The following is a 21,081-nucleotide window of genomic DNA, read 5'->3' on the forward strand; positions in this document are numbered from 1 at the left end:
CTTGTGGTGCGATACCCCGCAGGGAGAGGCTAGACCGACGATGCCCGGGCAAGCCGCCTAGGGATTCCGAAGGTGTTGATGAGCAGATGCATCAGCGGCTCCTTGTCGCGGATCCTCTCAATGAAGGCGATGCCGAGGTGATGGCGAAGGAGATGTGCATGATGAATAACTTCTTGATGTCAGTACTTCTGGCTTGCAGTTCTGGGTGCGCATTCGCCGCGCAGGAAGGCTTGAGAGGCGCGGAGGCTTGTATAGAGAATCGAATCTATGCCCGCGCAATGAAGGCCTATGAGAAAGGCATTGCTGCACTTGAACGAAAAGACTTCGGCAGTGCTGCTCAGATCCTTGATGACGGCCTTGGGATTCTGGGCGATGCCTACCTCTACGAAGGTCTTGTCGACGATACCGGCATGAAACTCGTTCTCGCTGAAGTCGAGGAGAGTAAAGGCGCTTTCGAAGCTGCGGCGAAGATGAAAGGTCGAGTGCTGGACTCAAGGCTGATTGCCTTCCATGCAAGAATCAGATGCAATGAAAAGCCGTCCGTCGAGTAGCCCCGGCCCGGTCGGAGTTTCTGTTGTACGCGGCCAGATCTGGCTTGGCAGGGGTAGGAAATCGAGAAACAGGTTGATGCACGACACTCAAAGCGTCCGATGACCAGCGACGTCAAGATGCCACTGGAGGATCTGCTCCTGTGCCTGGATGACCTTGAGTACCTGGTTCCCTCTTTGGCTCAAATCGGGTCGGCCTCGTTGGGCCACGAAGAACGGGCGCTGGAACTCCAGCGATTCGCGATCGAGGGCAATGTGTTCCGCCGACTGGCGACCATGAGGAACCGGCTGACGCTCGTGTTGGAAGCGCAGCTTTCGAAGGCCGAGGTCGAGCGATTCGACGCCCGCATGGAGAAGATTGAGACCTGGAAAGTTCGATCGACGCAGTGATGTGCGTCGAACTCGTCAGAGCGGCGTCGTCACGCCCTCATCCACGTGTACTCCCCCAACGACAGGCTCTCGAACATCTCGTCTTCGGCGAGCAGGATGTTCTCGCGCCAATAGCGGCCGTGTTCGATGTAGTGGTTGATGGTGTCGGCGAGGTAGGGCCCGTCGACGCCGTCGAGCATCGGCACGCGCACCACGAGGAGCACCACGCCTGAATCGGCATCCAGGCCGAGCTGTGCCTGGTCTTGCGCGTAGAGGCTCAGGTTCGCCTCCAGCATCAATCGATAGACCCGCAGGCTGCGCCCCGACGTCACGCTGCCGAACGTGAAGTTCAGATACATCGCCTCGGGGTCGTTGTCGTAGTAGCCGAGCAGCACCTCGAAGCCTTCGACCTCGATCGCGCTGCGAGCGAGCGCGGTCTCGGCGTCGGGCAGGCCGACCGCTTCGCACAGGCCGACGATCAGGTGCTGGTAGTGCTCGACGCTCATGGCTGGATGTCCTTCTTGAGGAACGCTTGGTCGGAAGGGGGCGACGTCAGCGCGCGTTGCAGTTGACCGCTGCGCACCTCCGCGCCGTCGCGCAACGCGTCGAGGGGGCGGAAGAGGGCACGCAGCCCGTTCAGCGGAAACAGCAGGTTGGCATTCTTCTGGGCGTCGGTCGTCGACGGCGGCGGTCCGTTGGCCGCGCACCAGGCCACCGCCGCGGCCTTCACGACGGACAGCGAGGGCGTTGAATCCGCCGGCAGATGCCGAGCCACTGCCGTCATCGCCGCCAGTCGCATCGCGCCGACGGCAATGCCCGCGCCGCCACCCTTGAAGTACAGCGACGCCAACGCATCGAGCAGCACCGCCGGCGGCTTGCCCTCCGGCGTGGGTGTCGCGCGCAGCATCACCGCCGCCGGCAGCGCGCTGCGTCTCAGCGCCGCGCCTTCACGCACCTCCGGCGGCGGTGGCGGCATGCGCGTGCGCGGCGGCGAGCTCAGCGATCCCTTCTCCTGACGCTCCCCGGCATCCTGCTTCTGCTGCTTGGCGCCCGTGCCCTGCACCGGCTGCATCGTGTTCGCACCGGCGCCGCCCGCGGCCATCTGCCGCGGATCGTCCATTGGCATCTGCGGGTGCTCGTCCTCGGGATGCGCGCCCTGCGCGCCGCTAGCCGGCGGCCGCGGTCGGGGCTTGGGCGCCGGTCCCGTGTTGCGCCGCGCCGGCAGCTGCGCGCGCGGCGCATGCCGGTAGGCATTGCCCTTGTGCATGCCGCCCGCATACCCGGACGAGCCGCTCCCGCGCGCCTGCCCCTTGCCCGCGGCCTCCTGCGCTTCCCGCGCCTGCTGGGCCTCGGCGCCCTGGCGCGCGCGGTCGAGCTTCATTTCTGGAACACCGCCGTGAAGAGGTTCTCGCTGAACTTCATCAGCGTCGATCCCGCCCACGGCGCCGTCACCACGACCACGCCCGTCACCGCCAGCAGCTTGATGCCCTGCGAGATGCTCGAGTCCTGCAGCGACGTGATCGCCTGGAAGAACGACACGATCAGGCCCATCACCGCCGACACCACCACCGCCGGCAGCGACAGCAGCACGCACATCATCAGCGCCTCGGAGGTCAGCTGCACCACCACGTCGTAGTTCATGGACCGGTCCTCATCGGTAGGTCAGCACCAGCCCGTGCACCAGCCGCGACCAGCCGTCCAGTGTGACGAACAGCAGCAGCTTGAACGGGATGGCGACGTTGGTCGGCGTCACCTGCGACAGGCCCATCGCCAGCAGCACGTTGGCGATGACGATGTCGATCACGATGAAGGCCAGGTAGAGCAGGAAGCCGATGCGGAAGGCCGCCGTCAGCTCGCTGAGCAGGAAGGCGGGCGCCAGCACGATCAGATCGTCCTTCTTCAGCGCCGCGGCCTTGTCGGCCGGCCAGATGATGGCGGCGGACTTCAGGAAGAACTGCTTCTCGCGCTCCTCCGCGTGCTTGTCGAGGAACTTGCGGAAGGGCTCACGCGCCGAGTCGGCAGCCTCCATCAGCGTCTGCGTGCTGGAGCCGCCGGCGGACGCCGCGCTCATGCCCTTGGTCGCCTCGATGAAGACCGGCGCCATGATGTAGCAGGAGATGATGATCGCCACGCCGTTGAGCACCATGTTGGGCGGCACCTGCTGCACGCCGATCGCGTTGCGCAGCAGGCCCAGCACGATCGAGATCTTGGTGTACGAGGTGACCACCATGGCGGCGAACGGCAGCGCCGCCAGCGCCAGCAGCACCAGGAAGAGCGCAACCGGATCAGCGTGCTGCAGCGGCGACATGCGCGAACTCCAGCCGGGTGATGCGCACGCCGAGGTGGTCGCCGATGGCGATCAGCTGCCCCACGCCCAGCGTGCGGCCGTGGCAGACCAGGCGCACCGTCGCCTCGCGCAGCGGCACGTCGAGCTCGACGGCGTAGCCCGGCTGCATGCTGGCCAGCTCCGCGAGGCTGACCCGCGCGGTGTCCAGCTCGAAGGCCACCGGCAGCTGCAGCTCGTCGAGCGAGCCGGCGGATTGCGGCGCCTCGGTGCTTTCAGCGGCCGTCTGCTCCGCCTCGTAGGCGGCCGGGTCGTCGGAGAGGGCGGGCGGCTCGGCAAGGTGCACGGTGAACTCCTGGGGATCGATGTGAAGGGAAGCCCGCAGCGAACGGCCGACGCCGCAGCGCAGCAGCGCGGGCTGATCGCCCGCCAGCACGGTGTCGCCCGGACGGAGTCCGCGCAGCACGTGAAGCGGGAAGGCGCGGGCGAAGAGGCGGATCACCGGTCGCAGCGGCAATTGCGCGAGCGGGGTCAGGTCGACACCGGACGCGGCGACGGTCGCGAGGACGCGCTCCAGCACGGCCGGGTCGGCGTCCAGCAGCGCGATGGGCATCGCGCCGCCGAGGATGAAAGGGACGAGTCGTCGCGACGCTTCGACATCGGCGAGCGGCTCGTTGATCGGCTCGATGTCCACGACACGCACCGTTCCGAGCATCGGGGCGAAGGCCTCGGCCCAGCCGGCCAGCAGCAGCGTCACGACCGCGCATGCGGTATCGCGCGGTTGATGCGCGCAGGCGAGCTGCAACGCGGGCGAGTCCACGGCGTCGAGCCCGAGCTGGAAGCGGCCCTGCGCCGACTCGACGGTGAGTCGCCACGGCATCGCCTCGCGCTGCCGCGTGATGCCGATGCCCGCGTGCTGGAGCGTCGCGCGCAGCCAGTCGGCGAAGCGGCCATCGTGGGCCACGCGTGACAGCGAGGCGTCGGCCGCGCTCATCGACGGCAGGCGGCCGGCGAGGGTGGTCGATTCGGCCAGGGCGACGCCGGCGTCGCTGGAGGCGCTCGCCGGGGGCATCGATGCGGAGGAGGGCGGCCGGTTCATGTGATGTCGATCTCGATGTGGCGGTCGCCGGGCAGCGCGCGGACCAGCAGCGCGCGCAGTTGCGACTGGTGGGCCGAAATTAGGGCGAGCGAGCGCGTCGACTGCGTGCTGAAGCGAAGCGTCAGTTGGTGAGGCGAAAACGAGAGACGAAGCTCCGTGTGGGGCAGGGTCTCGGCGTCGACCGGCACCTGGATGGTCCAGCTGTGGAAGTTGGGCTCGCTGCTGCGGCACAGCGTCGCCACCGTGTCGGCGAGCTCGCGCTCCCAGCCCTCCGGCAGCGGCGTCCAGGCCACGTGCGGGATGGGCATGCTCGGCGCGGTGACGGTCTGGTCGAGCGCCGCTTCCTGCCCGGCGTCGGCCTCCTGCGCCTCGCTGGCTTCGCGCGCGCCGGTCTCCGCCACGGCCATCACGGGCGGTCGTGGACGATGGCCGTCGACGAGGAGGGCACCGTCGTTGCGCGACGCTTCCTTCTTGCGGGAAGGCGAGCCGGACTCCTTCCGATCGTGCCGCTCAGCGCGGTCCGAGCGCTCGCGCGACGGCACGGCGATCGCCACGACCGGCGCGTGCGTCGCCTCGTGCCGAGGCGGCGGGGCCTGCTCGGAAGGCGGCTGTGGTGCGGGCGCCGGAGACTCGGTCGCGGCGTCGGTCGCCGACGCCGCGCGCCGCACGGCACCGAGCGCGCGATGGAAGCGCTCCGCCTGGCGCGGATCCACCGCCAGCGGCATCAGCGGGATCTGCGGATCCGCGACGACGAGGCGCCGGATGCGGCGGATCTCTTCGTCGTTCATGGCGATCCACTTCCCGGTGAAACGCTCATCGCGGTCCGCGCCATGGACTTGCGATCACGGTTGCCTCGCCACGCCGGGGCGGCACATTCAGGCCGCCACACGGCCCAGCGGCCGCAGCTCGACCTGGTTGCCCAGCTCCTGGTACGAGTAGACGCGCAGCCCTTCCATGCGCGACTCGATGATCTTCTTGACGTAGCGCCGGATGTCCATGGACGTGATCACCGCCACGCCGGCCTCGGGCACCTCGCCGGCGATGCGCATCACCTTCTCGGTGATCGCGGCGGCGCTCTCCGGCGGCATGGCCAGGTAGTTGCCGGTGGGCGTGGGCTTGATGCACTGGCGGATCGCCTGCTCCACTCCCGCGTCCAGCAGGATCGCCGAGACGTAGTTGCGGCCGCCGCTGGCCTCGAACGCGAGGTAGCGACCGAGGTCGCCGCGCACGTACTCGGTCAGCAGCAGCATGTCCTTCTCCTTCGGGCCCCAGGTGATCAGGCTCTCGAAGATGGTGCGCACGTTGCGGATGGGCACCTGCTCCTCGAGCAGCCGCCGCATCACCTCCGCGATCCGCTGCACCGGCAGGATCTTCTGCACCTCGGCGACCAGGCCCGGGTAGTCCGCGGTGGCCTTGTCGACGATCCACTGGATCTCCTGCACGCCCATGAACTGGTGCGCGTTGCGACGCAGCAGCAGCATCACCTGGCGCGCCATCACCTGCTCGATGTCCAGGCACTTCGCGCGCTCGGCCTCGGGCACCTGCGCGGCCGGCAGCCACTGCGATTCCGGCTGGTCCAACAGGGCCCCGTGCGTCGCCGCCGACGCGGCCCAGGGCTCGCGCGCGAGCGCCGTCGGCACCATCAGCAGCCGGCCCGGCAGCGCGATGTGGCGTACCGGCACGTCGTTGATCAGCACCTCGAAATTCAGGTCCTGCAAGGCCGCCTCGACCCACATGCAGACCCCGGGGAAGGGCACGCCCAGCATGGACTGCAGCTGCAGCCGCTCGCGCTCCATCGCCTGGTCGAGCATGTGCGGCAGCAGCAGCTCGGCCAGCGCCGGGGACATGCGCACGGCCAGCGGCCGCGAGAAGTGCGGCGCCTCCTGCATGATCGACGGCGCGTCGCCCTTGGCGCCTTCGCGCTGCAGCGCGGCGATCGGGGCGGAGACGCTCTGCGCCTCGCCGCTCTTGCGCTGGCGCGCCAGGTAGCGGCCGGCCGCCGCCAGGCCGATGCCCAGGGCCATGAACTGCAGCGCCGGGAAACCCGGCACCGCCGCGAACGCCACCGTCAGCCCCGCGGCGAGGTACATCGCCCGCACGTTGGTGGTCAACTGCGCGAAGATCTCCTGGCCCAGCGACCGCGGCTTCTTCTGATGCTCGTCGGCCACCCGGGTGATCAGCACGCCGGCCGCCACGCAGATGAACAGCGACGGGATCTGCGACACCATCGCGTCGCCGATCGACAGCACCGCGAAGCGGTTGGCCGCCTCGCCGGCCGTCATGCCGTGGTACATGATCCCGACGACGATGCCCGCCAGGATGTTGACCATGGTGATGATCAGCCCTGCGATGGCGTCGCCCTTGACGAACTTCATCGCGCCGTCCATGCCGCCGTGCATCTGGCTTTCCATGCCGAGCAGCGCGCGCTTGCGGCGCGCCTCGTCGCCGCTGAGCAGGCCCGCGCGCAGGTCGGCGTCGATGCTCATCTGCTTGCCCGGCATCGCGTCCAGCGTGAAACGCGCGCCGACTTCGGCCACCCGCTCCGAGCCCTTGGAGATCACGATGAACTGCACCACCGTGATGATGATGAACACCACGATGCCGACCACGAGGTTGCCGCCGACCACCAGCTCGCCGAAGCTCTCGATCAGGTGACCGGCGTCGGCGTGCAGCAGGATGGACTTGGTCGACGCGATGTTCAGCGACAGCCGGAACAGCGTCGTGAACAGCAGCAGCGACGGGAAGGAGGACAGCGCCACCGCGTTCGGAATGAACAGCGAGGTCATCAGCAGCAGCACGCTCACCGCCAGGTTGACCGCCAGCAGCGTGTCGATGGCCACCGTGGGCAGCGGCAGGATCATCAGCCCGACGATCGCCACCACCAGGAAGCTCATCGCGAGGTCGTTGCCGAGGGTGCTCTTGTCACCCAGTGCCTTGCTCATGCCTTGCTCCCGCTTGGTTTACTTCCACCGCCACTGCCGCCGCCGCCGCCGCCGCCGCCGCCCTTGGCGCCCACGCCGTCCAGCATCGCCACCCAGCGCAGCACGGTGGCCACGGCCTCGAACAGCGCCTCGGGCACCGTCTCGTCGACCGGCATCTTGAACAGGGCGCGCGCCAGCGGCGGATCGCCGACGATGGGCACGCCCGAGGCTTCGGCGATGCGGCGGATCTCCATCGCCTGCGCGTCCGCGCCCTTGGCCACGATCAGCGGCAGCGGCGTCACGCCGGGCTGGTAGCGCAGCGCGACCGCGTAGTGCGTCGGGTTGGTGACGACCACGGTCGCGTTGGGGACCGTCTTCTTCGGATCGCTGTTGGCCATCTCGAAGGCCAGGCGCTTGCGCTGGCCCTTGACCATCGGATCGCCTTCCATTTCCTTGTATTCGCGCTTGAGCTCGTCCTTGTCCATGCGCTGGTCGCGGATGAAGAGCCAGCGCTGCAGCGCGAAGTCCACGGGGCCCAGCACCACCAGCGCGATCACCGCCGCGACGAAGAGCTTGAGCATCGCGGTCCACGCGATGGTGGCCACGCCCATCGGCGTCTGCGTCGCGGCGCCCACCATCAGCGGGACCAGCCCCATCGTGATGATCGCGATCACGCAGCCGACCAGGATGGCCTTGAACACGGTCTTCGCGAACTCGATGATGGAGCGCAGCGAGATCAGCTTCTTGAGCCCGGAGCCCGGATTGACCTTGTCGAAGTTGGGCGTCAGCGGCTCGAAGGTGATGTTGAAGCCGACCTGCGCGAAGGACGCGAGCAGGCCGACGAAGACCGCCGCGACGACGAAGGGCAGCACGATCCACACCCCCTCGATAGCGATGTCGTAGGCGACGGCGAAGACGTCGCTGTCCGTCTTGGCCTGCAGTCCCACGCCGCTGGCCAGGGAGAACAGCCGCTCCAGGTGGCTGAGCGCGGTGGCGCTGGCCGCGCTCAGGCAGACGGTGATCACCAGCAGCCCGGCCGCGGCGTTGATGTCCTGGCTCTTGGGCGACTGGCCCTTCTTCTTCGCATCGTCCAGCTTCTTCTGGCTGGGTTGTTCGGTCTTTTCCCCCATGGCTCAGGGGGCCGCGGCGTCCGTGGCGTGCGATGCATCCCCTGCCGCCGGAACGTCCCCGTCCCCGGCGCCGGCGAAGTCCGCGGCCTGCGTGTCCTCGAAGTCCCGCGGCACGTCCGCCAGCGTCATGCCGAGCAGCACCATGTCGCGGCGCTTGCCGAAGGCGGTGATCGCGCCGGGCAGCTCACCCCACGAACTGAAGCCGGCCCGGCGCAGCACCGACAGGCTGGCCGCGTTGTCGCTCCAGACCATGGCCAGCAGGCGGTCCACGCGCCACACCGGCGCCTGCGTGATCAGGTGCTTGATCAGCCGCGTGCCGACGCCGCGTCCGCGCCAGCGCGGCGCGACGTAATAGGACAGCTCGAACAGCGAGGACAGCCCGGGCCGGTCGTGCAGGCCCAGCGATCCCATCCAGCCGACGGTCTCGCCGCGCTGCGTGGCGATCACCATCGGGCGGCGATAGAACTGGTGGAGCTCGATCTGCAGCTTGGCCATCGGCACGCTCATCGGACCGATGTAGTTGGCGTCCTTCACCGCGTCCTTGTCCTTGACCTTGGCGAGCTGCTCCGCGACCCAGCGCGCGCCGTCGGTTTCGCTGACGCCGTCGGGTTGATAGGGCTGCGTGCGCAGCGAGGCGTTGTAGATCGCCGCGACCGAGGTCGCGTCCTGCGTCGTCGCGGGCCGCAGCGAGAGGAGGTCGGAGATCGCGTTGGCGTTCTTCTCGGCGAGCGGAAGGGCTAGGGACACGGGGGCTCCTCGGGGTTGAGGCGCACTGTCCCTGCCGGCACCGATGCGAGGCGAGGAGGGGGCGAAGCGATTTGCGCAGACGCGAAATCGAGGCGTCTTGCTCCCTCTCCCGCTTGCGGAAGAGGGCAGGAGTGAGGGCCAGCGGCCATGGAAGTGAGACAGCCGTGTGACCCTCCCTCCCTATCACTTCGTGTTGAGGATTGTTGAGGATTTCATCGTGAAGACATGAGCCCTTCCGCGAGGTCGGCTGCCTAGCATGGGCCCACGCCGAAGCGAACCGCCGGCGAACGAAGGCAGGCGGCGGATCCCCGATGAACACGGGGTAAACCCGCGAGGACACGCGTTCAGAACGCATCCGCAAACGCATCCGAAAACGCATCCGAAACGCATTGAAGAGGAGTTCACATGTTGTTGCTGACCCTGGGCAGTTTGAGGCTCGATCAACAGGATGGCGATGTCGCCGCCGCCGTGGCGCGCGGCGATGTGCAGGAAGCCTTGCGGCTCGGACTGGGGCGCCTCGATCGTGGGGCAGGCGGCGATCCCGAGCGGCTCGCGGCGCTGGGCCAGGTGCTGGGTCAGGCCTTGCTGGCCGCTGGCCGCGACGAGCAGGCCGAGGAGCTCTTCCAGAAACAGCTGAAGATGTATGAAGGTCTGCCGCGGGCGCAGGTGCGCTGGCTGTCGTCCATGGACCGGGGCTTCATGTTCCTGCACCTGAACAAGCCGGGCCGCGCGGCGGAGACCTTCAACGTGGTCGCCGATGCCGACGACGCGCCGCCGGTGCTGCGGGTCGAGGCGCTGGCCGGCATGGCGCAGGCGATGCAGTCCATGGGCGAGCACCGCCGGGCGGCGCGCACCCTGGCCTTCGCGGTGGCGATCGCCGAGGCGATGGAGGCGCCGTCGCTGATGATGCCGCTGCTGACGGCGATCGAGCTGGAGCTGCAGGTCTGCCGCGCGCTGCGGCACTACGACGACCTCGCCGGCGCGGAGCTGCCGCGCGACCGCGACGTGCGCGCATCGTTGCGGTCGTCGGCGCTCGCGCTGGCGGCATTGCCGGGCGTGGTGGCGCGAATCGAGTTCCTGATCGCGCTCGCGGCGCATGAGCCCGCGACCATCGGCGGCCAGAACGGTCACGGCGGTCAAGGCAACGGCCAAGGCGCAGAAGGCGTGGACGGTCTCTTCGACGGCGTGCGCTGGTATCGCGACCGCCGTCTGGCGCCGATGGAAGAGCGCGCCCGCGTCGAGGCCGCGCTCGCGCTGCTGGACCGCGGCCAGGCGCGCACCGCCTACGACATCCTCGGGCCGCTGGCCATCGACGATGCGCGCCAGCTCCACCACCGCCATGCGATCGAGCTGCGCTACTGCGCGTCCAAGCTGCATGCGATGAACGGCCGCCACTCCGACGCGCTGCGCTGCTACCGCCAGCATGCGCAGCTGTCGCTGGCGCGGCTGCGCTTCGAGCTGACGCGGGTGCCGTACTCGCGCTTCCTCGAACAGCAGGAACGCGCCGAGCAGGCCGATGCCGATCAACTGCGCCTGCCGCCGCGGTATCGCCGCGCCTATCAGTACATCCTGGACCACCTGCACGACCGCGCGCTGTCGGTCCGCCGCATCGCCGCGGAGATCGATGTCACCGAGCGTGCGCTGCAGATGGCCTTCCGCGCCAACCTCGGCCTGACGCCGGCCGAGGTGATCCGCAAGCTGCGCATGGCCTGCATCCGCACCGAGCTGCAGCAGATGGCCGGGCGCGACAGCGTGCTGGCGGTCGCGGCACGCTGGGGCATGGCCAACCGCTCGACGCTCGCGCACAACTACCGCCAGCAGTTCGGCGAGACGCCGAGCGCCACGGCGAGCCTGCCGAGCTTCGCGGAGCTGCCGTCCATCGCCGCCACCGTGGCGGCGGCGGTCGCCGGCGGTGGGACGGGGATCGGGACAGGCATGGGTAGCGCAATGGGTAGCGCAATGGGTGTCGGCATGGGCACGGCGATCGAGCCTGTGTTGCCGATCTCCCTCGCTGCCGGAGTCGGCGCCGAAACCAGCCGGCGCGAGTTCTCCGTCGACGGCGTGTGAGTCCGCGCCATGCGTGGCGATCCGCCCCGACTCCCGGCGCGACCCTCGTCGTCGTCGGCCAGTTCCTCGGCGGCTTCTGCCGAGGAGGTCCGACCGCTGCCCGGGGATCCGTCGGCGCGCCGGCGCGATGAGGCCAGCGGCCGTCGGCAGGCGTCGGCCAGCCGGTTGATGGGCGCGGTGACGCGGCATCTGCTGGAGGACGAGGAAGAGCGCGTCACCGGCGATGCCTCGCATGACAAGGGTTCAGACCTGGCACCGGCGGCGTCGAGCTCGGGCTCGGACGGCGCCGCGAAGACGAGCGCGCGCGCCGCGGCCGGCGGCGGCAAGGGCAAGACGCCAGCGCGCGGAACGCCGGGGCCGGTCGTGCGTCGCGGTGCGTCGTCGGCGCGACGCAGGCCTCCGCCGGAGGACGACGTGTGGGCGCAGAGCGTCGACGCGGCGGACGGCGCGGGGCGTGTCGTCGGGCCCGAGTCGCGCATCCAGCCGCGGCGTAGCGCGGCGCGCATCGAGGGTGTCCGGCCCGAGGCGGCGGAGCGTGTCGGCCGCTCGCCCAGCATGCGCATCGCCAGCTGGGGCGCGGTGCTGGCGGCCGTCGCCGTGTTGGTCGTGATGATCGCGGCGGGCTGGCTGGACGTCGGGCCTCGTGAACCGTCCGGCGATGGGGCAGGGGAGCCGCACAAAGAGGCCCGTTGACTGCCACGGCCGCTGGCCCTCACCCCCGCCCTCTCCCGCAAGCGGGAGAGGGAGTCCGACCGGCTCTGCTCGTTACGCCGGCTCCTCTTTCCCCCTCTCCCGCTTGCGGGAGAGGGCAGGGGTGAGGGCCAGCAGCCGTCGATGAGCCAGGATCAAGGGACGTCGCGCCCCCTTCGCATGGCCGATGGACGCTTCGTTCCGCGGTTACCTTCCGATGCGAATCCATCCACAGTGGTGTGAAAACGTATCAGGAGGAACGTTGATGTTGAATGTCCACCAGGGGCGGCCTTCTACGCTGCCAATGCCGGGCGGCACCGCGATCACCGACATCGCGGGTCTCTTCGTCACTTCCAACACACCGCAGCCCGCCGTCAGCGCGCGGCTGCGCGCGCGGCAGGCCGCGCAGGCGCTGCTGGCTCGCAAGGCCGCGCGCGAGGGCGTCCTGGCCCTGGCCATCGAGACGATGCAGGAGGCCCGCCAGGCGCTGCCGCTGCGCATGGATCGGGTGCTGGCGGCCGAAGCCGATCACGCCGAATGCGAGAACGCGATCCTCGCGATCCGGCAACTGGTGACGGCCACGCTCGGCGCCGCCGGGACGGCACTGGCCGCGCGGCATGCCATGAGCAACAAGGCCCAGGAGGCGCTGGACGAAGCCGCCGCCAGCCTGCGGCGCAGCGAGGAGCGGATGAGCCGGCGCGCGCCCGCGCTGTCGGAGCATGCCGCCGCGCTCGCGAGGGCGACCGGCGCCTACCGGGATGCGCAATGGGCGGCGCTGACGCGCCGGGACGTGGCTCGGAAGGCGGAGATGCGGCTGCGCGACGCGATCGTGGCGTTGCACCGGACCGCCGGGACGCACATGCCGTTCATCGTCGGTCATGCCGGCACGGCCGAGATCGCGCTCGACGACGCCAGGAAGGCGCTGTCCGAGCACCGGCGCGCGGTCGCCGCGGCGGCGCGGGTGGTGGAGGACATCGGCCACACCGACGCGGCCAGCGACGCCTTGACGGTGCAACTGGCGCAGCACGCGCGTTGCGTCCAGGCGCACGCCGACGCGATGGCGGCCCTCGCGCCCGGCGCGAGGCTGCAGTGGCAGGCCCAGGATTGCGGGGCGGCGATCGCGATGCAGCGGGCCGGGATCCGCCGCCTCACCGGCGAGGTCGACGCGGAGCACATCGTCGTGGTGATGCGTCGCACCGACCTGATGCGCCACCAGGGCGCCGAGGCGGCCGCCGTCCAGAACCGGTCCGCGCGCCGGGGTGCGGCGGCCAAGGCGGACCAGCGCGCCGAAGCCAGCGCGCGGACCTTCGACGATCGCCGCGAGGCGGCCGACGCGGCCGCCGCCATGATCGAGCAGGCCATCGAGCGTCTGCGCGAGGTCTTGACCGGCGAGCCGCCCCAGGCCTGATCGCAGTGCTCTTGCCCCCTCTCCCGCTTGCGGGAGAGGGCGGGGGTGAGGGCCAGCGGCCTCGGCAGTCAACAGGCTTGTGCCCGCTGGCGCGCGCGCCGGAACTTCGCGTCGCCGACAGCCGCTTCGGCTGGCGATGATCCACCGAACGGACTACGCCCGACAGTCTTGCGAAAGACATCAGGGGACGGTCGATGGTCCAGTTCTTCGCGCGCACCCGCGGCATGCCACCGCCGCCCCTGACGACGCCGCCGCCCACGACCGGCGGCACGGGCGCGGCAGGAACGCAGAACGCGACGACAGCCGGCACGCTGCAAGGCCTGACCCCCGCCAGCGGCACCGTGGCCACGCGGCAGAGCCAGCGGCCGCGGATGAACCTGTTCGGCCGGAACGGCACTGCGCCGGCTCAAACGCAGCCACAGACACCCGTCGTGTTGCCGGACATCGCGACAGCGATGGGGCAGGCGCACGGCGCGCACGGCCAGGTCGCGGCGCGTGTCGACGGCGAGGCCACGGCCAGCGCCGCGCTCAGCAAGCGCCAGCAATCGATCCAGGATCTCCAGCAGCGCGGCACCGCCGCGGCCGCCGCAGCGGCGGCCGAAGCACCGCTCCGGCAGGCCGAGCTGACCGCGGCGCAGGCACACGCCCAGCAGACCGCCGCGGCCTTGCCCAATCTCCAGGCGGACGTGGACCAGCATCGGAACCTGCGGGACACGGCGCAGGGACGGGTGCCCACGCTGGACGCCGCGGTGAGCGCCGCCCGCAACGATCCCGCCTGGGGCACGGAGCGGACCAACCTGCGCGACGCGGAGCGCGCGCTGCGGCGTGCGCAAAGCCTGCCCCCCGATCCACCGGCGACGGCACAGCCAGCGGCTCCCGGCGCGGGGCCCGCCGCGCCCACCCGCGCGCAGCAGATCACGCAGGCGACGACGGCCCGGGACAACGCCAACGCGGCCCTGGGTCAGTTGAGACAGGCGGTCACCGACGCCGAGGGCGACAAGACCCGCAACGCCGCGGACATCGTCACGCACACCGCCAACCACGCGACCGCGGAGGTAGCCCAGCGCACGGGCATCGCGGCGGACACCGCCGCCCGGCAGCGCGTGACGGCGGCCACCGATGCGATCACGCGGCTCGCCAATGCCCGCGGGGATCTGAACACGCTGACCCTCGCGACCGCGCCGGAGCAGGCGGCCATGCAGGCCCATGCCACGGCCGCGCAGGCCGCCGTGCCCGATGCGGTCGCCGCTACACAGGCCCATCGCACGTTCGCTCAATCCACGGCCGACGCGGCGGAAAGCACCCGTACCGCCGCCACGCATCGCGATGCGCAGGCCAGGCAGCAGGTGATCACCGACGCGGCCATCGACCGCCACGCACAGGCGCGCGACAGGCTGCAGCCCGGCGGCGACCTGCATGCCCATCACCAGGCCTGCGTGCAGGCCGTGAACGCCGCCCAGGCCGCGATGCCCGCGCCGGCGCCGGGCGCGCCGCCGCCGGCGCCCAGCCGCGCGCTGCAGCGGGCCAACGCGGATCTGACGCTGGCGCAGAACGCCAACGCCGCGCAGCAGACCGTGGTGGCGCAACTCCTCGCCGCCGCCAATACCGAGCGCGGTCATCTGGCCACGTGCCAGAACAATGTGGCGACGAGCACGCCGCTCGAGACCACCGCCAATCAGCAGCGGGACCAGCACCGTGTCGCGGCCGGCCACGCGGACGCCACCGCCCTGACCAGCGCGCAGGCGCGCGACGCGCTCAAGCCCGCCGCCGATCAGGCACAGCAGCGGATCGAGCACGCGATCGACGCGTTGTGCGAGGAGATCCGCCCCAAGCCCTCGCCGCCGCCGCCGGACGAACGCGCCCTTGGCCACAAGGCCAAGGACAACCTGCTGAGCCGGCCGCTGGCCGCGGTGGAACGGCGCATGGCGCCCGTCAAATACGACTTCGCCGTCGGGCCGATCGCCGGATCGAGCAGCGGCACCGCGCCGACGAAGTTCAACAACGGCGTTCCGCCGGTCCGGACACCGACGGACACGGTCCTCAGCGACCGCGCCCTGAGGCGGGTCGACGCCCATGTGAAGGTCGCCGCCAGCGGCGCGGCGAATCTGCTGACGGACGCGTCGATCCGGACGAACCGGGCGGCGCAGACGCCGCCAGCCTTCGGCAATGCGCAGGCCTTCGCCTCGGAGGTCGGGCGCATGTTCGCGAGCGAGACGCACGCCACCGAATCCACGCCGGTCGGCACGACACTGGCGCAGGCGCTGCTCTCGCATCCCAACCCCGATCCGGCGGGCCGGCCCGACGGCCACCCGCTGCGGCACGAGCAGGCGCTGCTGATCGCGACGACGCTGCGCACGGTGACCGACGACCCGACCGTCGCCGCGCATGTCTACAACGCGCTCTGGAACAGCGCCGGTGCAGGCTTGCAGGACATGGTGCCGCGCGCCCCGGCGCAGTCGCCGCTGGCCGGCATGACGACGGCGCCGCCCGGTCCGGAGGTGGCGCGGCTCACCAACGCCGCCAAGCGGGCGCTCGCGGCGACGTCCGGCGGCATGCAGGCGTTGCTGGATCTGCAGGGTCAGTCCTTGCCACCGCCGGCGCCGTTCCCGGCACCGCTCGGTCCGAATCCCACGCCCGCCGAGCAGGCCACGCACCAGGCGGATCTCACGGCCTTCCAGACGCGCCAGCATGCCGAGCGGGCGGTCGAGCACTGCAAGCTCGGCCTGCGCGCCGAGAGCGCCCTGCTCGCGCAGGGCCTCAACGTCGGCGGCAACCAGACGCCGGCGGACTTCCGCACGGCGATCATGAATGCTCCCCCGGGCGTTGCGGCGGCCGAGCACGCGAAGCTCGTCGACCCCGCGCGCCTGGGCACCGGCAACATGCGCCGCGGCCCGGCGCAACGTCGCGATCCGGAGCACCGGTCCACGCTGGCCGCGCAGGCCTTCCTCTACGCCGCGGACAACGTGGGCCGGGCGCGGGGCACGCCGGAGGCGAACACCGCGATGAAGCCCGCCTACGTCGCGCTGCGCAACGGCTTCACGGAAAGCGGGGCGGGCTCCGACTTCCACCTGATGGCCAAGCGGCTGCACAAGTTCTGCAAGTACATCGACCTGGCCTGCAAGACGCAGGTCTCGGGGCCCGGCGTGCGGGACTCGCTCCGTCATCCGGTCGATTCGATGCGGCGCAAGGTCGGCAAGGACAAGACGCCGCTGAAGACGCTGATGCAGGCGGGACCGCTGGGGTCGGAGATCGGCACCGTGCCGGGCGAGCATGCCAAGCGGCTCAAGGGCGCGCTGGACCGGAGCAAAACCCTCCTCATGACTGACGTGCGGGCCAACGCCGCGACCATGACGGGCGACGAGCGCACCCGCGCGGTGATGCGCCTGGCCGTGATGGACGCGTGGAACGCGAAGGTGCCTCCGGGCGCCGATCCGTTGATCGACCTGACGCAGGGACTGCGACTGACGAAGGCCGAGATCAGCGCGGCCGCGGCCCGCGTCAACGACGAGATCTCCAATCCGCCGCCGCCGGCCGGCACGCCCGCAGGGACGCCGCCGCCGGCGCACGTGGCGCCGCCGGCGCTGAACCAGACCCTCGTGGATGCCGGTGCCGCCGCGCACGCGGACAAGACGCTGCTGCCCGGCACGCTGAACGACTGGGTGAAGTCAGGCGGGCTCAGCGCGTCCGGCGCGCCCGGAACGGTGCCGCAGGGCGGCGCGGCCGCGGTCACGCAGCTCCGGACGGACTTGAAGGTCCTGCGCGGCAAGGCGGCGATGGACAGCGAGCTCGCGCAGTTGCAGCGCGACTTCGACGCCGCCACGCCGCAGGACCGGCAGGACATCCTGCGCAAGGTGCTGGTCACCGTCGTCGCCGGCGGCGACATGACGGACTACAGCGACGGCCGCAAGTTCGGCATCGGCGGCATGTTCGGCTACGGCGTGGCCAGCGTCGACGGGATAGGCGGGGTGACCACGGGCATCACGCCGGTGGGCGAGTTCAACGTCGACCACAGCCGCACGGCGGTGCTCAAGGCGGGCGTGGCCTCCAACACCGGCGTGATCTTCCTCGGCAACGAGACCAAGGTCACCGAGATGCTGGGCGGCGGCGTGCGCGTGGGCGCGCAGGTGGGCAAGCTGGGCGGCAGCGTGCAGGCGATGGCACGGCTGGGCGGCGCGCACCTGTTCAGCAAGGGGCTGATGATCCGCACCAACAAGACGGGCGCGGAGCACCAGGAACTGACGGCCTCGCTCACGCCCGCGCAGTCCGCGGCCATGCGGGCGCCCGAGGGCAGCTGGAAGCGCATGAGCGAGAAGACGGTGAACTCGATCTTCGAGCTCGCGGCGCAGAACGGTCCGGGCGGACCGGGCAACGCGCCGGCGCGACCCGCCAACGGCGGCGAGATGTGGGCGCAGATGGTGGGCAAGGTCGGCGACTACCGCGACATCTCCTTCGGCTGGAACGAGGGCAAGTCCCACCAGATCAACGGCTCGCTCAGCGCCGACGGCAGCGGCGGCGGCAAGATCGCGGGCGTGGTCGGCGCGTCGGGCACGGCGGGCGTCGCGCTCAAGCACACCTTCATGAACCGCAGCAAGGCCAAGGACACGGCCGGCGCGACGCAGACGGTGCAGGCGGGCAGCGGCTCGCGCACATCGCTGGGCGCGGCGGCCAGCGTGGGCGTGTCGCATCCGACGATCAAGCGCGACGACCAGCCCGACGTGGGCGTCTTCGCGCGACACAAGGTCGGCGTGGAGACGGAGCTGGTGATCCAGGCGAAGAACGGCTTCGTGCGCATCACCACGGAGGACGGCAAGGTCAAGCCCAACATCTCGTACAAACACCGCGAGTACGCCGTGCAGGACGACTTCATCAAGCTGGTGAACAAGGAGAGCGGCGCGTGGGAGGCGCGGCTGGGCCAGCGCGGGCCGGACGGCGTGCTGCGCGGCGGCGACGAGGCGCTGAAGGGCTTCATCCAGCAGATGGTCAACCTGCCGCCGGGCAACAACCGGCTGTTCATCGAGCGCAAGTGCCTGACGCAGGACGCGGCGGACACGATCAACGCCTGCCTGGAGCGCATCAACGTGCTGGAGCGCCCGGGCGCGACGGTGGACGCGGGCGCGGCGGCGCAGATCAAGGATCTGCAGAAGCAGATCGCGGCCCATGTCGAGGCGGAGGCCAGCTGGCAGCCGTTCCGGCTGTTCGTCAACGAGGCGAATCAGCGCGCGAAGGACTCGTCGGTGGTGGGCGGCGAGTTCCGGGCCACGCCGAAGGCGGCGACGGACAAGGACGCTGGCCCGCAGAGCTTCGCCGAGCGCTTCCTCGGCGGCGGCAAGATCACGCTGGGCGGGAAGATCAACACCGCCCACGGCGGGCGGGACCTGATCACGATCGATGCGCAGCCGGCGAGGGTGTGAGGCCGGCGACCGGCGCCGGCGGCAGCGTGAATTCGAACGCGGCGCCTGGGGCGTCCAGCAACCGGATCTCCGCGCCGTGCAGCGCCAGGATGCGGTGGACGATGCGCAGACCCAGGCCGCCGCCCCGGCGCGCGCCGTCGACGTTGAAGGGGCGCTGGAAGAGGTCCGCGCGTCGCGCCGGATCGATGCCCGGGCCGGTGTCGGCGATCCGCACGCGCACGTGCGCGGGCATCTGAGCGGGCACCTGAGCAGGTGTTGACGCAGGCATAGGAACGGTGACCTCCGCGGTGGCCGGCACGGTCCGGTCCAGCGTGACGCGCACCTCGCCGCCCGCCGGCGTGTGACGCAGCGCGTTGTCCAGCAGATTGGTCAGGACCCGCTCGATGAGTCCGAGATCCGCTTCCACCGGCGGGACCGCGTCGTCGAACTGCGCGCTTAGCGTGACCTCCCGCTGGGCGGCGATCAGCTCGAATTTCTGGAAGACGTCCTGCACCAGATCCGTCAGTTGGAAGGTCTCCCTCTGCGGCTCCACGAATCCCTGCTCCAGCCGCGCGAGCTCGAACAGCGAGCGCGCGAGGCCACCCACCGCGGTGCTCTGCTCGATGGCGATCTCGAGGTAGCGGCGGCGCTGGGCCGCATCGAGCTGGCCGTCCTTCAGCAGCAGCGTCTCGAGGTAGCCGTGCAGCGACGACAGCGGCGTGCGCAGGTCGTGGGAGATCGTGGTCACCATCTCCCGGCGCTGCTCGTCCTGGCGCGACAGACGCCGCCATTGCTCGCCGAGGCGCGTCGCCATCTGCGAGAACGCCGCGCGTAGCACGGCGATCTCATCGCGCTGCGCCGTGACCGGCGATCCGTCGTCGACAAGCAATGCGGGCGCCGCGGCGGCGTCGATGTCGTAGCCGCGCACGGCCTCCGCCAATCGTCGCAGCGGCCGCGTGATCAGGCCGAAGGCGATCAACCCGGCCGCCAGGCACAGCAGCGCCACGATCGCGATGGACCACAGCGCCGCGCGCAGCGCGTTGCCGGTCGCGTCGAGTCCCGCCAGCCGGTCGTGCGCCTCGCCCAGCAGCACGACGTAGACGAAGCCCGCGTCGCGGTCGCCGACGCGCAAGGGCGCCGCGCTGAACACCTTGCGCGCGGAGCTCCGCGGATCGTCGCCGGTGATCGGCAACGGCGCGCGGTCGAGGAAACGGCGGACCGGATCGAGATCGACGCGCTCCCGCACCAGCCGGCCCTGCGGGGCCGCGTGCTCGACGATGCGTCCGTCCCTGTCGAGCAGATAGACCTCGACGCTGGGATTCACCGCCATCAACTGGCCGAAGAGCCGTCGCACCGCGCCGGGCATCGGGCCGCGTTCGTCCATCAACGGCGCCTGGGCCGCGATGTGCGCGGCGAGCTGGCGCGACAGGCCTTGCACGACCTCCTGCTCGTGCATCCGGCTGGACTGCACCTGCAGCCAAGCCGAAGCGCCGGAGCACAGCAGCAGCAGGCCGGCGAAGACCAGGGCCAGTCGTTGCGTCAGGTTCAACGGCCATCTCATCGTCAGGTCCCCGCCGGCGGCGCCATCTTGTAGCCGCGGCCCCAGACGGTGAGGATGCGCGCGGGGTTCGACGGGTCGGCCTCGATCTTGGCGCGCAGCCGGTTGATGTGCGTGTTGACGGTGTGCTCGTAGCCTTCGTGGTTGTAGCCCCAGACGGCGTTGAGCAGATCGAGCCGCGAGAACACCTGGCCCGGCTGCCGGGCGAAGAAGTAGAGCAGGTCGAACTCGCGCGGCGTGAGCTCGATCGCGCGGCCGTCCAGTTGGGCCAGCCGCGCGACGGGATCGATGAACAGCCCGTCCAGGCCGACGCTGCCGGCGTCCAGCCTGGCGCTGCGGGACATCGCCTCGGCCCGGCGCAGCAGCGCCTTCACGCGCGCCACCAGCTCGAGTACCGAGAAGGGCTTGGCCAGGTAGTCGTCCGCGCCCAGCTCCAGGCCGAGGATGCGATGCAGTTCGCCACCGCGCGCGCTGATGATCACGATGGGCACGTAATGCGGCATCGCCCGCGCGCGGCGGCAGATCTCCAGCCCGTCCACGCCCGGGAGCATCACGTCCAGGACCAGCAGGTCCCAGCCGCCTTGCTCGGCCAGGCGCAGCCCTTCGCGTCCGTCGGCGCAGTGCACGACCTCATAACGCTCGTCGCGCAGGTGCAGCGCGAGCAGTTCGGCGATGTGCGCGTCGTCCTCGACGAGCAGCAGGCGCTTGGGCTGATGCGCAGGCGGCGGGGGGGACGGCGGGGTGGGCGGGGTGGGCGGCTGTTTGGATGGATCGCTGACCATGCCGGGCATTCTCTCCGCTGGGCCGGCCCGCGGGCTCATCTGGAGTTCTCACATTTATTTGAACTTTGCGTGAGGACTTCGGGAGGCC

Annotated in this window: 17 protein-coding genes; 6 read left to right on the forward strand and 11 right to left on the reverse strand. The window is 70.5% G+C overall.

The genetic code is table 11. The annotated features are described in order from the left end of the window. The first annotated feature begins 86 nt into the window (after positions 1 to 86). A complete protein-coding gene (locus ABE85_RS07150; RefSeq protein WP_067271897.1) occupies positions 87 to 551 on the forward strand; it encodes a hypothetical protein in 465 nt (154 codons plus the stop codon). Positions 552 to 650: 99 nt separating this feature from the next. After that, complete coding sequence (locus tag ABE85_RS07155; protein ID WP_067271898.1) at positions 651 to 938, forward strand: hypothetical protein; 288 nt, start codon at positions 651 to 653, stop codon at positions 936 to 938. A gap of 29 nt (positions 939 to 967) precedes the next feature. Here ABE85_RS07155 and ABE85_RS07160 read toward each other — a convergent pair whose 3' ends face one another. From ABE85_RS07160 to ABE85_RS07200, 9 genes are all read right to left on the reverse strand, one after another. Beyond that, positions 968 to 1,423 carry a CesT family type III secretion system chaperone gene (locus tag ABE85_RS07160; RefSeq protein ID WP_067271899.1) on the reverse strand — a complete coding sequence of 152 codons (456 nt, stop codon included), beginning with the start codon at positions 1,421 to 1,423 and terminating at the stop codon, positions 968 to 970. Further along, positions 1,420 to 2,298 (reverse strand): hypothetical protein, encoded by an 879-nt coding sequence (locus ABE85_RS07165; protein ID WP_067271901.1) that lies wholly within the window; start codon positions 2,296 to 2,298, stop codon positions 1,420 to 1,422. The genes ABE85_RS07160 and ABE85_RS07165 overlap by 4 nt, the downstream gene beginning before the upstream one ends. Next, complete coding sequence (gene sctS / locus ABE85_RS07170) at positions 2,295 to 2,558, reverse strand: type III secretion system export apparatus subunit SctS (RefSeq protein ID WP_067271902.1); 264 nt, start codon at positions 2,556 to 2,558, stop codon at positions 2,295 to 2,297. Before sctS ends, ABE85_RS07165 begins: the two co-directional genes overlap by 4 nt. A gap of 10 nt (positions 2,559 to 2,568) precedes the next feature. Further along, a complete protein-coding gene (gene sctR / locus ABE85_RS07175) occupies positions 2,569 to 3,225 on the reverse strand; it encodes a type III secretion system export apparatus subunit SctR (RefSeq protein WP_067271904.1) in 657 nt (218 codons plus the stop codon). Continuing rightward, positions 3,203 to 4,300 carry a FliM/FliN family flagellar motor switch protein gene (locus ABE85_RS07180; protein ID WP_067271910.1) on the reverse strand — a complete coding sequence of 366 codons (1,098 nt, stop codon included), beginning with the start codon at positions 4,298 to 4,300 and terminating at the stop codon, positions 3,203 to 3,205. The genes sctR and ABE85_RS07180 overlap by 23 nt, the downstream gene beginning before the upstream one ends. Next, positions 4,297 to 5,088, reverse strand: coding sequence for a type III secretion HpaP family protein (locus ABE85_RS07185; protein ID WP_067271911.1), 792 nt, complete (start codon positions 5,086 to 5,088; stop codon positions 4,297 to 4,299). The genes ABE85_RS07180 and ABE85_RS07185 overlap by 4 nt, the downstream gene beginning before the upstream one ends. Positions 5,089 to 5,175: 87 nt before the next feature. Continuing rightward, positions 5,176 to 7,242, reverse strand: a complete 2,067-nt coding sequence (gene sctV, locus ABE85_RS07190; protein ID WP_067271913.1) for a type III secretion system export apparatus subunit SctV — start codon at positions 7,240 to 7,242, stop codon at positions 5,176 to 5,178. Further along, entirely contained in the window at positions 7,239 to 8,351 is a 1,113-nt protein-coding gene (gene sctU, locus ABE85_RS07195) for a type III secretion system export apparatus subunit SctU (RefSeq protein WP_067271915.1), read from the reverse strand. Before sctU ends, sctV begins: the two co-directional genes overlap by 4 nt. A 3-nt stretch (positions 8,352 to 8,354) precedes the next feature. Further along, on the reverse strand, positions 8,355 to 9,098 hold the full coding sequence (locus ABE85_RS07200; RefSeq protein WP_067271918.1) for a GNAT family N-acetyltransferase: 744 nt from the start codon (positions 9,096 to 9,098) through the stop codon (positions 8,355 to 8,357). A gap of 405 nt (positions 9,099 to 9,503) precedes the next feature. Here ABE85_RS07200 and ABE85_RS07205 point away from each other — a divergent pair, with 405 nt between their 5' ends. The 4 genes from ABE85_RS07205 to ABE85_RS07220 all read left to right on the forward strand — a co-directional run bounded on the left by ABE85_RS07205 (position 9,504) and on the right by ABE85_RS07220 (position 18,674). After that, positions 9,504 to 11,165 (forward strand): helix-turn-helix transcriptional regulator, encoded by a 1,662-nt coding sequence (locus ABE85_RS07205; RefSeq protein WP_067271919.1) that lies wholly within the window; start codon positions 9,504 to 9,506, stop codon positions 11,163 to 11,165. A gap of 9 nt (positions 11,166 to 11,174) precedes the next feature. Next, positions 11,175 to 11,858: a hypothetical protein gene (locus ABE85_RS07210; protein WP_157522022.1), complete on the forward strand. Its 684-nt coding sequence runs from the start codon at positions 11,175 to 11,177 to the stop codon at positions 11,856 to 11,858. Positions 11,859 to 12,120: 262 nt separating this feature from the next. Continuing rightward, positions 12,121 to 13,263, forward strand: coding sequence for a hypothetical protein (locus ABE85_RS07215; RefSeq protein WP_157522025.1), 1,143 nt, complete (start codon positions 12,121 to 12,123; stop codon positions 13,261 to 13,263). A 194-nt stretch (positions 13,264 to 13,457) separates the two neighbouring features. Beyond that, the gene (locus tag ABE85_RS07220; protein ID WP_067271924.1) at positions 13,458 to 18,674 is read left to right on the forward strand and encodes a hypothetical protein; all 5,217 of its coding nucleotides are present in this window, start codon (positions 13,458 to 13,460) and stop codon (positions 18,672 to 18,674) included. Here the strand turns inward: ABE85_RS07220 and ABE85_RS07225 are convergent. Then, positions 18,643 to 20,214 carry a HAMP domain-containing sensor histidine kinase gene (locus ABE85_RS07225; protein ID WP_067271926.1) on the reverse strand — a complete coding sequence of 524 codons (1,572 nt, stop codon included), beginning with the start codon at positions 20,212 to 20,214 and terminating at the stop codon, positions 18,643 to 18,645. The two genes, ABE85_RS07220 and ABE85_RS07225, sit on opposite strands and share 32 nt — an antisense overlap. 2 nt (positions 20,215 to 20,216) lie before the next feature. Then, positions 20,217 to 20,993, reverse strand: coding sequence for a response regulator transcription factor (locus ABE85_RS07230; RefSeq protein WP_082938988.1), 777 nt, complete (start codon positions 20,991 to 20,993; stop codon positions 20,217 to 20,219). Positions 20,994 to 21,081 lie beyond the last annotated feature (88 nt).

This window comes from Mitsuaria sp. 7 (assembly GCF_001653795.1).
GTDB lineage: Bacteria > Pseudomonadota > Gammaproteobacteria > Burkholderiales > Burkholderiaceae_C > Roseateles.

Coding starts and splice junctions, on each gene's coding strand:
- sctS (WP_067271902.1), bottom strand. CDS start 2,558: ATGAACTACGACGTGGTGGTGCAGCTGACCTCCGAGGCGCTGATGATG.
- ABE85_RS07205 (WP_067271919.1), top strand. CDS start 9,504: ATGTTGTTGCTGACCCTGGGCAGTTTGAGGCTCGATCAACAGGATGGC.
- sctV (WP_067271913.1), bottom strand. CDS start 7,242: ATGAGCAAGGCACTGGGTGACAAGAGCACCCTCGGCAACGACCTCGCG.
- ABE85_RS07180 (WP_067271910.1), bottom strand. CDS start 4,300: ATGAACCGGCCGCCCTCCTCCGCATCGATGCCCCCGGCGAGCGCCTCC.
- ABE85_RS07155 (WP_067271898.1), top strand. CDS start 651: ATGACCAGCGACGTCAAGATGCCACTGGAGGATCTGCTCCTGTGCCTG.
- ABE85_RS07185 (WP_067271911.1), bottom strand. CDS start 5,088: ATGAACGACGAAGAGATCCGCCGCATCCGGCGCCTCGTCGTCGCGGAT.
- ABE85_RS07220 (WP_067271924.1), top strand. CDS start 13,458: ATGGTCCAGTTCTTCGCGCGCACCCGCGGCATGCCACCGCCGCCCCTG.
- ABE85_RS07215 (WP_157522025.1), top strand. CDS start 12,121: ATGTTGAATGTCCACCAGGGGCGGCCTTCTACGCTGCCAATGCCGGGC.
- ABE85_RS07210 (WP_157522022.1), top strand. CDS start 11,175: ATGCGTGGCGATCCGCCCCGACTCCCGGCGCGACCCTCGTCGTCGTCG.
- ABE85_RS07225 (WP_067271926.1), bottom strand. CDS start 20,214: ATGAGATGGCCGTTGAACCTGACGCAACGACTGGCCCTGGTCTTCGCC.
- ABE85_RS07160 (WP_067271899.1), bottom strand. CDS start 1,423: ATGAGCGTCGAGCACTACCAGCACCTGATCGTCGGCCTGTGCGAAGCG.
- ABE85_RS07230 (WP_082938988.1), bottom strand. CDS start 20,993: ATGGTCAGCGATCCATCCAAACAGCCGCCCACCCCGCCCACCCCGCCG.
- ABE85_RS07165 (WP_067271901.1), bottom strand. CDS start 2,298: ATGAAGCTCGACCGCGCGCGCCAGGGCGCCGAGGCCCAGCAGGCGCGG.
- sctU (WP_067271915.1), bottom strand. CDS start 8,351: ATGGGGGAAAAGACCGAACAACCCAGCCAGAAGAAGCTGGACGATGCG.
- ABE85_RS07150 (WP_067271897.1), top strand. CDS start 87: ATGCATCAGCGGCTCCTTGTCGCGGATCCTCTCAATGAAGGCGATGCC.
- sctR (WP_067271904.1), bottom strand. CDS start 3,225: ATGTCGCCGCTGCAGCACGCTGATCCGGTTGCGCTCTTCCTGGTGCTG.